Origin of the sequence: Methylomonas sp. MED-D (assembly GCF_050276835.1) — a bacterium.
Classification (GTDB): Bacteria; Pseudomonadota; Gammaproteobacteria; order Methylococcales; family Methylomonadaceae; genus Methylomonas; species Methylomonas koyamae_A.
Genome location: NZ_CP189965.1, coordinates 1,885,475 through 1,898,541, shown reverse-complemented (window position 1 = coordinate 1,898,541; position 13,067 = coordinate 1,885,475). Strand labels below are relative to the sequence as shown.

Here is a 13,067-nt window from a genome sequence, read left to right as displayed (position 1 = left end):
ATGTAAAGCCGGTAAAATAACGGCATGACGCCCACCATCACGCTGTCCACCGAAGACTACCAAGCCTTGCTGGCCGAGCAGCAACGGCTGGCGAGTCAACTGCGGTTGGTGACGGTCGAGCGGGATTTATTGAAAGAACGTGTGGATGCCTTTCTGCATAGGCTGTATGCCGCAAAATCCGAGGCGCGGGCCAATCCGGCCCAGCGCGACCTGTTCCTGAACGAAGCCGAAGTGTTGGCGCCGAACGGTGCTCCAATCGCCGAGGAAGCCACGCCCGAAGCGGTCGAGGTGGCCGGTCACCGCCGTAAGAAACGCGGTCGCAAACCGCTCGATCCGCATCTGCCGCGTGAGATCGTGCGCCATGAATTAGCGGAAGCCGAACGCATCTGTGCGCATGACGGTACTCGTCTGGTGGAAATCGGCGCTGAAATCAGCGAGCAGCTCGACATCGTGCCGCAACAGGTGCGAGTCATTCAACATCACCGCGTCAAATATGCCTGCCCGTGCTGCGATGAAAGCATTCGCGTGACGCCGGCACCGGTTCGCATCATCCCCAAAGGCTTACTCACCGAAACGGCATTAGCCTGGGTCGTCACCGCCAAATACCAGGATAGCCTGCCGCTGTATCGGCAAGCCGCGCTGTTGAGCCGTTTCGGCGGCGATCTGTCGCGCAACACGCTGGCGGCTAGCATGGTGCGGGTTGGCGACGCAGTGCAACCCATCATCAACTTGCTGCGCGACCATCTGCTCGATGCCGATCTGATCCTGGGCGACGAAACCGTGGTTCAAGTGCTCAAAGAATCCGGCCGAGCCGCGCAAAGCAAAAGCTATCTGTGGGCACAAATGACCGGCTCCGGACCGCCGATTCGGCTGTTCAGCTACACGCCGGGGCGCGGCGGAACGCATGCGCAGCCGTTGTATGAAGGCATCAAACCCGGCGCGGTACTGATGAGCGACGGCTATGAGGTGTATAACGCCATTGCAGCCAGCCGGGGTGCGATTCACCTCGGCTGTTGGGCGCATGCGCGGCGTTATTTTGTCGAGGCCGAAGCCGCCATTCCTAAAGCCGCGCGCGGCCCGGAGCAACTGGCGACGCAGTTTATCGCGGCGATGGGTGAACTGTACGCGATTGAAACTCAGACGGAAGACCTGAGCGTCGAACAGCGTGGGCAGCGGCGCCAGGAGCAAAGCCGACCGGTTTTGGTCAAAATCGAAGCCCTGCTGCTACAACATCTGCATGCGGTAATCCCCGGTAGTTTGCTGGGCAAGGCTTTGCATTACTTGTCATCGCAGTGGTCCAAACTGATCCGCTTCGTCGACAACGGCGCTTGGCCCATCGACAACAACCTCTGCGAAAACGCCATACGCCCCTTCGTGGTGGGCCGCCGCAATTGGTTGTTTTGCGATACGGTGGCCGGCGCCCGTGCCAGCGCTAATCTTTACTCGTTGATCGAAACCTGCAAGGCCAATAGCGTCGACCCTTACACCTATCTGGTCGATCTGTTCCGAAAGCTTCCCACCGCAAAAACTGTCGAAGAGTTCGAAGCGCTGTTGCCTTGGAATCTCGACGCCCTAACGGACTAATCGCACGCCAACGGTTAAGTCATTGTCCGTTTCAGTTCTAGTGCGTCCTTCAAAGATCGCTTACAATTGATCCAGCGCGGTAAAATCGGCCACGGCTTCGTTGACATCCAGGCTGGGCGGCAGCGCTTGCGGATTTTGACCGGAGACGATGAGCGTCTGCCGACAAAACGCTTCGGTCTTATCGCCCATCTTCGCCAGACTATGCCGTTCGTTGGGCGATAGATTGAGAAAGCTGGAAAAATGACTTTCCAAAACACTCAGCGCCGCATCGATTTCAGCGAGCGCGCTATCGGTAAAACTGATTGAAATCAAATTTTGACTCATCGTCATCTCCTTAAACTGATTACCAAACGCGCGGAATAAGCTGTCGTTCCGCGTATTAAAGCCTAGCCAACATTTAAAAAAATGACTGATTTTTTATGTTAGTTTAATTACTGACGGATTTGTCGAAAACCGGCCAATTTAGCCAGTCTGGGCTTGGCAATTAGGCAGGACTACGCCTAACGGAAGCAGCGAGCTTATATTTCGGAAATGCCCAAGTGTTAGACAACGGCATCAAATTTGGCGCAAAATCCGACAACGTAGAATTGAGCCTTTTAAAGACGGTACGGGAATCCCAAATGAAAAACCGCCATCAGTGAAAAATCTCCGCACTGATCGCTAACGGTAAAAACACGGAATCCATCGCAAAGCTGAACGGCAGATCGACCAGCGGATAGCGTGGAGCTTCGGTCTTGAGTTTTCGGATAGTCGCATTGTCGTTTTCCAACGCCGCCCAATCCAGCCGAGTGCCGCAGTAGATGAATACGCGCTCATACAACGGAACTTCGGCATTTAAGCTTTTGAAAGTGGCGCAGCCGGATAGTCCCATACTGCAAAAAACACAGATGACGATATTCTCGAATGTTTTCAACTTATTCCTGTTATATGATTGCCTTCAACCTACCATCTAGCTTATCACGTCAAATAAGCTAAAACTGTTGCTCACAAGGAATGCCGTCATTGTCACCATCCATCTTCGTATCAGGGCAATTCCGGAGATAAAAAACAGCTTCCTCATACGACCCCATTTCCGAGCAATACACCTTACCTTGACACTGAAAATGTTGAATGGGTTTTTCGGGTTCAGCAATTGGCAATACCGGCTGACCACTAGAGCCATTTTGATTCGCAAACTTGCTGAAGATTGAAACAGCGGCAACTATAAGCAGCACAGGAATAAATCTATATCCTGATTTCTTATACGGTGGTCTATAGGTGTTGCGGCTTCCGTGAGGTCTTTGTTCCGGTAAAGTGGATTTCGGTGTTTTACGCTTTCTGTCAATTGGAGCGACTGTTAAAACCGGAGACACACCTTCTATTTTTGCGTTGATCGCGCGTAGCTTGCCATTATCATCAAGATTTGTTTCGTAATAAATAACGTCTCCAACAACTGGAGAACGGCTCATACTTTTCAAAGCCGATATGTGGATAAAAATATCGGCGCCGCCTGACTCCGGTTTTATGAAACCGAAGCCTCTGTCTTCTACCCAACGAACCAGTTTGCCCTTTTCCGTTTCCATCGCTTAGTTATTTGTCATTTTAGGATTAAGCAGCCAACTCACTTGCAATCATCTCAGCCTGCTTTAACACGGTTTCTGTAGCCAACAATTGCATATCCGGCGGATAGCCGCACTCGGCTCTCCCCTGAGCGATCAGCCGGTCCGGAACACCAAGGTCCGATTGTTGGCTGGCATTTCTACATCGGCTACAGCCGTCAAGCCGGCCGACGCCGCCAATTTGGCGATCCATTCGTAATCCTTGATGCCGCTACGCGGATCGCGCTGCTTTAGCCATTCGTCGAAGCGGGCATTGCTGTCGCTAGTGTAGCGGCCTTGGTAATTGAACGGGCCGTAAAAGCATGCGGTCGCGACCGGCCTTAGATGAATCCGCAATTTTTGGAACAACACTTCGACTTCGGCATGCCCCATGATGTGCAAGGTGTTGGCGGAGAACAAGGCATCAATGCCGTTACAAGGCCAGATCGCGTCGGTCACGTCCAAGGCCAGGGCCGGGCGCAGATTGTCCAGTCCGGCTTCGTCGCGCCACAGCGCGATACCGGGCAAATGCTCGGCGCGGTCGGTGGGCTGCCATTCCAGATGCGGCAAATGCCTGGCAAAATGGCAAGCATGCTGACCGGTGCCGCTGCCGATCTCCCACACCGTCGCCGGCTCGGTAAACGCGGTCTTTAACACTTGCAATATCGGGTCTTTGTTGTTTTCGCAGGCTTGCGAGAAGGGCTTGGCTGTCATTACGGTTCTGGTCGGGATTAGGATGCCGGGTATTATGCTATTGATTCGGCGCGACGATCACAATGCCTGGAGCAATTGCCTTGCCGAGACGACAGCAACCCCAACCCGACAACCGCAAAACCATCCCGCAAGCCATCGACAACAAAACATCCAAGTCAGCGATGATTTAAAGATCATCCCTGTTGGGGTTCGTTGCCTCACTCTCAACCTATGTCTCTGGCCGATTTTCACCTGCCTAAGCGCCGCCCAATACCTCCCGTGCATCCGTTGCGTTTGACAACGGGGCGTATCCGCCGGTAGCTTAATGACAGAAGAGTCAGCCCACGGCCGATCGCCGACTGCGGTTAAATGCCAATTGCTTACCAGTACACTGAAACCAAAATACGCACCTTGAATGCGACCATAACCGACCATTTCATCGCCCAGTTGTGGACAGAGGCCTTGGCAAACGACTTGCGGACGTTTTTGACCGGCCGGGTCAAATGCCCGGAAGCCGCCGAGGACTTGGCTCACGAAACCTATTTGCGTTTCTACAAAAGCGCCCATACCAACCTGCCGGACAACGCCCGAGCCCTGGCGTTTCGCATCGCGGTCAATCTGGCGATCGATTATCAGCGTCATTGCAAGGTCAAAAGCCAAATTTTGGCCGACGTCGACGACGAACTATTGGCCGACACCGTGGCTGACCACGCCCAGACCGATCCGTTGCGGATTCTGCTATCGCGCGAACGCTTCGGCACGATGGAAGCTGCATTGAGCGAATTATCCGCCGACTGCCGCACCGCATTTATCCTGAACAAAATCGAAAACCTGTCCTACGCGGAAATCGCCGGTCGCCTGAATATTTCGCAGCGCTCGGTCGGCAGGCTGCTGGAACAGGCGATTTTGCATTGCATGCTGCGGCTGGACGATTGATATGGATACAGGTCACACCCTACTAGCAGGTATCGAGTCCCTGCTGCCCTTTTCGGCAGTCGAATGCCGCCGATGACCCGCAACGATCCGAGCGCCTTAGACTTGAAACGCCAAGCCGTGCGCTGGCTGGTGCGCCTGCGTTCGGACGATTTGAGCGAAGCGGAAACGCTGGCATTCGCCGAATGGCTGTCGCAGGATTACCGCCATTCCGAAGCCTTCGCCGCAGCGGAAAACACCCTGAACGAGATGGCCGTTGTCGCAACCCATTCCGATAAATTGGCCGTTACGCCCCCGCCGCAGACTGCGTCACCGACAAATCCGCCCGAGCGGCTGTCGCGGCAAGCTGCGCGGGGCCGATATTGGTTTGGCTCCGGCCTAGCGATGGCGGCGGTTTGGCTGTTGGCCGTGCTCACGATTATGCCCAGACAAAGCCATCTGCTTGCCGACTATTTTAGCGACTACCATACGGGCACCGGCGAACAGCGCCAACTCGAACTGGCGGACGGTAGCCGCCTGCTGCTCAATACCAATACCGCGATTTCGGTCGACTTCAACGCCGACGTACGGCAAATCGTGTTGCACCACGGCCAGGCTCGTTTTCAGGTGGCGGCCGATGCAGCGCATCCGTTTCAGGTACAAGCCGGCGAACTTAACGTGCGGGCCTTGGGCACTGTTTTCGACGTCTACCAAAGCGGCGGCCAGACTCAGGTCATCGTGGAAGAACATGCCGTACTCGCCTTGCCGACAGGCCGGCAGACTGCCGACGGCATCAGGATCGAGCAGGGCCAGCAACTGAGCTATCGGCCCGGTCAAACAGGCGCATTGGCAACGATCGATTTAGAATTGGCGCAAGCCTGGCAGCAACGGCAATTGATCGTCAGCGACCGGCCGCTGGCGGATCTGGTTAACGAACTGGAACGCTACCGCCTGGGGCGGATTTATATCGCCGATGAAACGCTGAAACAGCAACATGTCACCGGCGTATTCCCGCTGGACAATCCGGACGTGGTGCTGGAAACCTTGCACAAAGTCCTCGGCATCCGTGCTACCCGTCTGGGCCCGTGGGTGGTATTGCAGCGCTAGGCATCTCGTGCCATCAGTTCCCTGCACTCAATCTCGGCTGAAAATCGCCGCGGCATGACCAGCGTACAGGAGTAGTGATCAGCGGCCAAATGCATGCGGGCAACACTTTTTTTGGCTAGGTTTGCTCGGCCAATCGTTGTTTATAAGGAGATTAATATCATTCACCCGGAGGAAAGATGAACAACAGCGGTTATCCAGACCAATGCTTAGCTAAAGGACGCCCATCGCCATATTCCCTACACCCGTTTACCGCCGCCGGCCGGGTGTCGTTATTGATCGGCAGCATGCTGATCAGCCAACCCTTGCTAGCCGAGGAAACCAGGCATTATCAAATCCCGGCGCAATCGCTCAACAATGCGCTGACCAAATTCGCGTCGGAAGCCAAACTGATCCTGCTGTTCAATTCCGAACAAATCCGAGGCATCAACACGCGCGGCCTGGATGGCGATCTGACGCCGGAACAAGCCTTACGGCAATTGTTGCAAGACACCGGTTACCGCTTTCGCTTCGTCGATGCCCACACCGTTACCCTGGAAAAAGCCGAACACACCAACCCTCCCGCACCCGCCGACTCCAGCACGCTGCCGGCGGTGAAAGTGGTCGGCAAGGCCGAATACAATGCCACCGACCCTTATAACCCGAATTACGTGTTGCCCAATGCCACCGCCGGCACCAAGACCGACACGCCGATCATTGAAACGCCGCTGAACGTGCAGGTGATTTCCAAGCAGGTGTTGAAGGATCAGCAGGTGATTACCTTGGATCAGGCTTTGAAAAATGTCAGCGGCATCACGAGCAATTCTAACGGCAGTGGCAACGTCACCTTCGGCGGCACCAACCAATCATTTTTTATCCGCGGTTTTGAATCGGAGACTTTTTTCCGCAATGGCTTTCGCTTACAGCAAGGCGGGGCGAACCGGCAAATGGCGAATGTGGAATCCGTTGAAGTGCTGAAAGGCGCGGCGGCGATTTTATACGGACAAGTAGAACCGGGCGGCATGGTCAACGTGGTCACCAAGCAACCGTTGGCGACACCGTATTACGCGCTGGGCCAACAGTTTGGTTCCTACGATCTCTATCGCACCACGATCGACGCCACCGGCCCGGTCGGCAATCAGGACCGTTTGCTGTACCGGATGAATATGTCTTACCAAAACAACAACACATTTCGGGAATTTAACGGTAAAGAAGATGTGTTTCTGGCCCCCGTGTTGAAATGGAACATCAGCTCCCAAACGCAGGCGACTCTTGAACTGGAATACGACCACCAACATCTGGGTTTGGATACCGGATTCGTCCCGCTGTATAACGATAAAATCTTCACTGTACCGCGCAACCGTAATTACGGCGGCTATTCGCCATCAACCACCGAAACCGTTTATGGCGGCTTTAATTGGTCACACCAATTTAATGATGATTGGTCTATCAAACATCATTTTTCCGTCAATCAGCAGAATATCGCACAACCGCATTTTGTATTCCCTATTGCCACCGATGGCGTTGACGTATCTAGACAATTGAATAGCTACGATACCCAAAACAACACGTACGCCACCAGCTTAGACGTAACAGGCCATTTTGATACTGCCGGGCTACATCATACGTTACTGATAGGCGGCGATTATTATCGGGTTGATTCGGTGTTTAAAAATTCAGTCAGCGATCCGCTGTCTAATATTAACCTGCTCAATCCAGTGCATCCCGGTACGCCTTTTACCCAACCGCTATACCCTTTGGTCATCAATACCAGCCGCACCGACCAATACGGCGCTTATATCCAAGATCAAATCAAATTGCCGCATAACGTCCATGTCATGGGTGGTATCCGCTACCAAAATTTCCATCAGGATCATGTCGCTAATTTCCCCAGCTTTGACTTTGTCTTGCCTTCAGTCCAGTCCAATGATGCCGTCACGCCTCGCGTCGGTATTTTATGGCAAGCCAAAAACTGGCTGAGTTTGTATGCCAACTATGTCGAAAGCTTTGGCGTGAACACCGCTTTTACTTTTACGCCTGACAATAAACCGGTACCCCCGACCGAAGGCGAACAATATGAAGGCGGCATCAAAACCGAATTTTTCGACGGTCGCTTGCGGGCGACGTTGGCCTATTATGATTTGACTAAAACTAACGTCCCAACCTCCGACCCCAACCACCCCGGCTTTTCCATCTTGACTGGAGCGGTGCGTAGCCGTGGGCCGGAACTGGACATTAGCGGAGAAATTTTGCCAGGTTGGAGGGTCATTGGCACTTACGCAAATATCGATGCCCGCATCATCAAAACCGAGGGAACCGGTTATCAGGCGGTCGGCACGCGTTTTTGGAACGTCCCCCGGAATACTGGCAGCGTGTGGAGCACTTACGAACTACAAGCAGGGACAATGCGCGGCTTTAAATTGGGTGGTGGAGTGACCGTGCGCGACGGAGTGACGGCTTGTTGCAGCTTCCCCGCCTTCCAATTGCCCGGCTATGCCACGGTCGGTTTACTAGCGGCTTATAGTATCGATGTCGGCAAAAGCAAAATCACCGCCCAGTTGAATGTCGACAACCTATTAGACAATCACTACACCTCGAATTTATTTACCAATTACAACGCGCCAGTCGGTTTTAACGCCGGTAATGCCGATTTTGGCACACCACGTACATTTATGGGGTCGGTCAATATCCAATATTAACCGTTCAAGTAGCCGGTTAGGACCTTAGGCTGGGATAAGGTAACGAACCCCAACATTTTTAACCGGTTCGGCCTTTGCTGCTTGCCGATGGTTTTATTTGGTCGCGAGACCTCGCTTTTCTGTTTGGCTAGTGGCTCAAAGGTTGTCGTGTTGGGGTTCCTATCGTAACCTCAACCTACGCCCCCTTGGCCAGCTTCTTGTCCGCTACGCGGCGTTTTTGCAGCCAGCGTAAAATGCCAGTGATATATAAAATCAGCGGCGCAAAGCCGACGAGACACCATAAGATACGGCCTGTAAGTCCTAAAATCTGCCCGTCATGTAAAGGCCACAAGATATTCATAAACGTCTCGCCGGCGGTAAATTGATTCGGATCTTGGATTGCCAGCACCTTGCCGCTGTATTGATCGATCCAGACCTTGCTCCGGGGGCGTTTGCGATTGGCTTCTCCCGCTTGCCTTTTGGCCACCATATACACGCCTTCTTTGCCATCCGGCGTATTCACTCCGCGCAATTCCGCGCCGGGAAAAACTTGGTCGGCAATCGCTACAGCTTGAGTGATGGAAATAGAACGAGCCGAATCAATCACGCTGGATTTCAGCGGTGGATTTTTTAAATGATCTTTTTTTATTGGCGAAAACACCGAAACCACCGGGGTGATGTAATCTTTATAACTAAAAGCTAAGCCGGTAAAAGCCAGTATTAATAGTAATGCTGCGCTATAAAATCCAACCGTTTTGTGCAAATCAAAGTAGTAGCGTTCTCGACTGGCATTGTGTTTTATGGACAAGGCTTGTTTAAACTTACCGCCACGCGGCCACCATAAATACAAGCCTGATAGGCAGGAAATATATAGAAAAACTCCGAAAAAGCAGACCACTTTAAAAGCAACTTCGCCGATTTCCTTTCCGATTTTGCCCAGTATAAAATCGGCATGCAGTTCGTAAATCAGACTAAGTACTGTTTGCCCCCAAAAGTGTTCTTCAGTAATCTTTCCGCTATAAGGGTCAACCAGTATTTGCAGTGGTGCAAACAGCTCATTTTTAGTTTCTTCGGGTTCGCGGTAATTTACCCAAAGATAATCGCTTAAATAACCCGGCAAGACGATAGACCACGCACCTGTTCTTTGCGGGTGAGCAGCCTTAACGGTTTGCATGACATCATCCAAACTGCGTGGTATTTGATTGCTTGGGTTTACCGCCGACAACCCCAGTTCGTTCAGTTCGGAATAAAAAATATTACAAGAGCCTGTCAATCCCAGAATGACAAAAACAAAACCCACGGTTAATGCCAACGTCAAATGCACATTTAACCAAAATCTGCGTCGTGTCTTCAGCCATATAAATCTTTTGTTAGGCATTAAATGTGGGCTAATTTGGTTATTTGATTGTCTTAACATCAGGAAATCTAATTCGATTGATGATATAGGCTAAGTATCAATCATTCATTATTAGTATTTAGCCTAACTGGTCATTTTGGGTAGTTTAGGTCGTTCAAAAAAAGTTGAGCTGCGACCGACTTAAGGCTCTTAAAAATCCAGTCTAAGTGTTCCGATGTAACTACGAGGCGTTCCATAAATCGAAGCACCGCGAAATCCTCCTGATTCACTAAAATAATATTTATCCAGCAAGTTTTCGACATTGAATTGAGCGCTTAACTTAGTTTTGCCTATTTTCAATTCGTAGCCAGCCATTAAATTGAAAATCGCATAGCCGGGCAATTGAAAATCATTTTCCGGATCGCCTTGCCTTTGGCTTCTGGCAACCACGCCGGCCCCCACTTTAAATCCTCGTAATAAATCATCGTCAAAAGCATAAGTATTCCATAAACTGCCGCTATTTCTAGGGGCGTTCGACAACTGGTGACCTTGCAAACCGGAAGCATCTTTAGTTATTTCCGTATTCATATGCGCATAAGAGGCAATAATCTTCCAATTCTGCAACACTTCACCGGTAATATCGAGTTCAACGCCTTGGCTCCTTGCCTCTCCAACCGGAATCATATAACCCGTATCCAAATATGGCACCGGAGTATTTTGCTTAGTCAACTCGTAATAAGCCAAAGAAGCGGTTAATCGACCATCAGCCAATTCGGTTTTAGCACCAACTTCCCATTGTTGAGCTTGCTCGGCTTTTAAACTAGAGCCTACTGTCGTTAACGGGGTATTTCCTAAGTTTTCGACATAGTTACCGTAGAGAGAAAACTCTTTAATAGGATGCCAAACTAACCCAACCCTAGGCTTTACGACACCGGTCGTATTTTTCATTTCGGTAATACCTTGCGGACGTTCAACGGGATTTCGAATATTAACCACCTGCTGTACTCGCGCTTCATCGTAGCGTAAACCGGTTAACAACTGTAAATCGAACGGCAACTGAAACTGATCCTGCAAATATAAGCCGAACCAATCATTGACTACATTATTTAATTTGGCTTTATTGGGATCGAAAATAGGCTTGACCGAATTATGGATTGGATTATAAACATTCAATAAACGTCCACCCAATTGGCCGGGATATATCGAATTATAGGCTTGCTGCATGTCGGTATGATAATAATCCGCACCAGCCAATAAGGTATGCTGGTAACCGAAAGTCTTAAAATTACCCGTTAAATCAATACCAGTAGAAAAAGTATCTTGCTCGGTCTGGACTTCCGACTCTCGGCGTAACAAATCGGCCATATTATCTTTAAATAATAAACCAAGTGTAAATTCGCCGGATGTCCGACTGTGGTCGTAACTAAAGCGTTGATTAATCTTCCAATCCTTATTGAAATTATGCGACCAATTAAAATCGACCATATCTTCATTGAAAGCTAGGCCGTTATATGGTTCGCCTTTGAAAAAACTTCTATTTAGCGGCAACGGCCGATTGCCGACAATACCGCCTGAGGCCAAAGTAATAGCCGGAACACCGGTAAAAGTTGTCACATCCCCTTGCAGGTGTTGGTATTCCAAATCAAATACCGTATCGTCGCTGGGCTTCCAACGTAATCGTGGCGCAACGGACACTCGATCCGTACCGTTAAAATCGATAAACGAACTTGTGCTTTCATAGCCTAAATTAATCCGATAAAGCAGCGACTTATCATCAGTTAAAGGGCCTGTGGCATCGGCTACGGTACGATAATGGTCAAACGAGCCGATTTGCTGTTGCAACGAATAATGGGCAGTTTCTAAAGGCTGCTTAGTAACTAAATTTATCATGCCGCCCGGCTCTATCCTGCCGTACATTAACGATGCCGGCCCTTTCAAGACTTCGATGCGGTCGATGTTGCTGAGGTCGCGCGGCCCGATAGCCGCATAATCTTTACTTGGGAAACGAAAGCCGTCTTTGAACAAAGTCGCTTGCGGAACCCCCCGCACGACAAAGCCGTCGAATTGGCCGCCGTTAGGCGTCTGCGTCATGATATTACTGACATTTCTTAACGCATCTTCGACGCGGATACTTTGTTGATCGTTGATGACTTCTTGAGTCACCGCTTGTAGAGAAAACGGTGTTTCGATCAATGGTGTATCGGTCTTAGTCGCGGTACGGCTATTGGTGATTTTATAGGTTTCGCTGGTGTCTATTTCCGGTTCGTGACTCACGGCAGCGGAAACCTTCACCGCTGGCAAAGTCGATGCCGCATCGCTTCCAGGTCCCGCAACCTTGATTGCTACGGAATTATCATCCGTGATGGTATAGGTCAAACCGCTTCCCGCCAGGAGTTTTCTAAAGCCTTCTTCGACGGTGTACTCGCCGTCCAGTCCCTTGCTGGTTTTGCCGTCGGTTAATTTGGATTCCCCAGTAAATAAAATGCCGGCATCGCGCGCAAACTGGCTAAGTGCTTGTCCCAAGGAGCCGCCGCCGATGTGGTAGCTTTTCCTGTTGGTTATTTCTTCTCCCTGCGCTACCACTGAAGCGGTCAGCGCTGAAGCCAATAAAATCCCCTGTATAGCGTGGCTCAATCGGGATGAACGAAAGCCCGGATCGCAGCGATGGTGTGTGTTTGACATCGGTTTTTCTCCATTTGTGGTGTTTTCATTAGCTAATACAAACAAGCGTTGAAAAACCGGAACTGCGAATTGAAAAAAATTTAATAAATTTTTTAACGGATTGTTTTTAGATGGAAAAATAATCCGCTTTTTAAGCAACAATGCGCTTGGCGAGCCAGTGTCGAGCACCGTCTACAACTTTCCCATCCACTTGAACGGCGATGCCAGATGCTTCCGAGCTTGCGTGATACATTGATTACACGCATTCAATAGTTGACGCAAAGGGGATTTGAAATGGCTACCTCAATAAGACTTTCTCCGGAAATTGAACAACGGCTTGATTATTTGGCAGGCCAAACCGGGCGTACGAAGGCATTTTATTTACGAGAAATCATCGAAAAAGGATTGAACCTAAAAAGAGCAGTTTGGCGATGAAAAATCCCGTTCGTCCTGAGCTTGTCGAAGGGCGCGCGGGATTTTTCATTCACCCGTTTGGTGAGTGTATTGCGAGCCGTCCATGCTTCGACGTTGCTCAGCACGAAC

At 50.8% G+C, this 13,067-nt stretch carries 11 protein-coding genes; 5 read left to right on the top strand and 6 right to left on the bottom strand.

Translation table 11 applies throughout. The annotated features are described in order from the left end of the window. Positions 1-24: 24 nt before the first annotated feature. On the top strand, positions 25-1,584 hold the full coding sequence (gene tnpC / locus ACQE3E_RS08405; protein ID WP_313728405.1) for an IS66 family transposase: 1,560 nt from the start codon (positions 25-27) through the stop codon (positions 1,582-1,584). Between the two features lie 60 nt (positions 1,585-1,644). Here the strand turns inward: tnpC and ACQE3E_RS08400 are convergent, their stop codons facing one another. The 4 genes from ACQE3E_RS08400 to ACQE3E_RS08385 all read right to left on the bottom strand — a co-directional run bounded on the left by ACQE3E_RS08400 (position 1,645) and on the right by ACQE3E_RS08385 (position 3,875). Then, a complete protein-coding gene (locus tag ACQE3E_RS08400; protein ID WP_313728410.1) occupies positions 1,645-1,908 on the bottom strand; it encodes a hypothetical protein in 264 nt (87 codons plus the stop codon). 310 nt (positions 1,909-2,218) lie between these two features. Further along, positions 2,219-2,404 (bottom strand): YceK/YidQ family lipoprotein, encoded by a 186-nt coding sequence (locus ACQE3E_RS08395; RefSeq protein ID WP_427501510.1) that lies wholly within the window; start codon positions 2,402-2,404, stop codon positions 2,219-2,221. Between the two features lie 151 nt (positions 2,405-2,555). Continuing rightward, positions 2,556-3,146, bottom strand: a complete 591-nt coding sequence (locus tag ACQE3E_RS08390; protein ID WP_313728412.1) for a cold shock domain-containing protein — start codon at positions 3,144-3,146, stop codon at positions 2,556-2,558. 132 nt (positions 3,147-3,278) lie between these two features. Further along, positions 3,279-3,875, bottom strand: coding sequence for a DUF938 domain-containing protein (locus tag ACQE3E_RS08385; RefSeq protein ID WP_313728413.1), 597 nt, complete (start codon positions 3,873-3,875; stop codon positions 3,279-3,281). Between the two features lie 348 nt (positions 3,876-4,223). Here ACQE3E_RS08385 and ACQE3E_RS08380 point away from each other — a divergent pair, with 348 nt between their 5' ends. From ACQE3E_RS08380 to ACQE3E_RS08370, 3 genes are all read left to right on the top strand, one after another. Beyond that, positions 4,224-4,790, top strand: coding sequence for an RNA polymerase sigma factor (locus ACQE3E_RS08380; protein ID WP_313728414.1), 567 nt, complete (start codon positions 4,224-4,226; stop codon positions 4,788-4,790). Positions 4,791-4,862: 72 nt separating this feature from the next. Further along, on the top strand, positions 4,863-5,873 hold the full coding sequence (locus ACQE3E_RS08375) for a FecR family protein (RefSeq protein WP_313728415.1): 1,011 nt from the start codon (positions 4,863-4,865) through the stop codon (positions 5,871-5,873). A gap of 176 nt (positions 5,874-6,049) precedes the next feature. Next, positions 6,050-8,548 carry a TonB-dependent siderophore receptor gene (locus ACQE3E_RS08370; protein ID WP_313728416.1) on the top strand — a complete coding sequence of 833 codons (2,499 nt, stop codon included), beginning with the start codon at positions 6,050-6,052 and terminating at the stop codon, positions 8,546-8,548. A gap of 175 nt (positions 8,549-8,723) precedes the next feature. On the opposite strand, the gene ACQE3E_RS08365 is transcribed toward ACQE3E_RS08370, so the two are convergent. Both ACQE3E_RS08365 and ACQE3E_RS08360 read right to left on the bottom strand, forming a co-directional pair. Continuing rightward, on the bottom strand, positions 8,724-9,944 hold the full coding sequence (locus tag ACQE3E_RS08365) for a PepSY-associated TM helix domain-containing protein (RefSeq protein ID WP_313728417.1): 1,221 nt from the start codon (positions 9,942-9,944) through the stop codon (positions 8,724-8,726). Between the two features lie 129 nt (positions 9,945-10,073). After that, positions 10,074-12,713: a TonB-dependent siderophore receptor gene (locus tag ACQE3E_RS08360; protein WP_313728418.1), complete on the bottom strand. Its 2,640-nt coding sequence runs from the start codon at positions 12,711-12,713 to the stop codon at positions 10,074-10,076. 105 nt (positions 12,714-12,818) lie between these two features. On the opposite strand from ACQE3E_RS08360, the gene ACQE3E_RS08355 reads away from it, so the two are divergent. After that, the gene (locus ACQE3E_RS08355; protein WP_281022844.1) at positions 12,819-12,959 is read left to right on the top strand and encodes a hypothetical protein; all 141 of its coding nucleotides are present in this window, start codon (positions 12,819-12,821) and stop codon (positions 12,957-12,959) included. Positions 12,960-13,067 lie beyond the last annotated feature (108 nt).

Coding starts and splice junctions, on each gene's coding strand:
- tnpC (WP_313728405.1), top strand. CDS start 25: ATGACGCCCACCATCACGCTGTCCACCGAAGACTACCAAGCCTTGCTG.
- ACQE3E_RS08375 (WP_313728415.1), top strand. CDS start 4,863: ATGACCCGCAACGATCCGAGCGCCTTAGACTTGAAACGCCAAGCCGTG.
- ACQE3E_RS08390 (WP_313728412.1), bottom strand. CDS start 3,146: ATGGAAACGGAAAAGGGCAAACTGGTTCGTTGGGTAGAAGACAGAGGC.
- ACQE3E_RS08400 (WP_313728410.1), bottom strand. CDS start 1,908: ATGAGTCAAAATTTGATTTCAATCAGTTTTACCGATAGCGCGCTCGCT.
- ACQE3E_RS08380 (WP_313728414.1), top strand. CDS start 4,224: ATGCCAATTGCTTACCAGTACACTGAAACCAAAATACGCACCTTGAAT.
- ACQE3E_RS08370 (WP_313728416.1), top strand. CDS start 6,050: ATGAACAACAGCGGTTATCCAGACCAATGCTTAGCTAAAGGACGCCCA.
- ACQE3E_RS08385 (WP_313728413.1), bottom strand. CDS start 3,875: ATGACAGCCAAGCCCTTCTCGCAAGCCTGCGAAAACAACAAAGACCCG.
- ACQE3E_RS08365 (WP_313728417.1), bottom strand. CDS start 9,944: ATGTTAAGACAATCAAATAACCAAATTAGCCCACATTTAATGCCTAAC.
- ACQE3E_RS08355 (WP_281022844.1), top strand. CDS start 12,819: ATGGCTACCTCAATAAGACTTTCTCCGGAAATTGAACAACGGCTTGAT.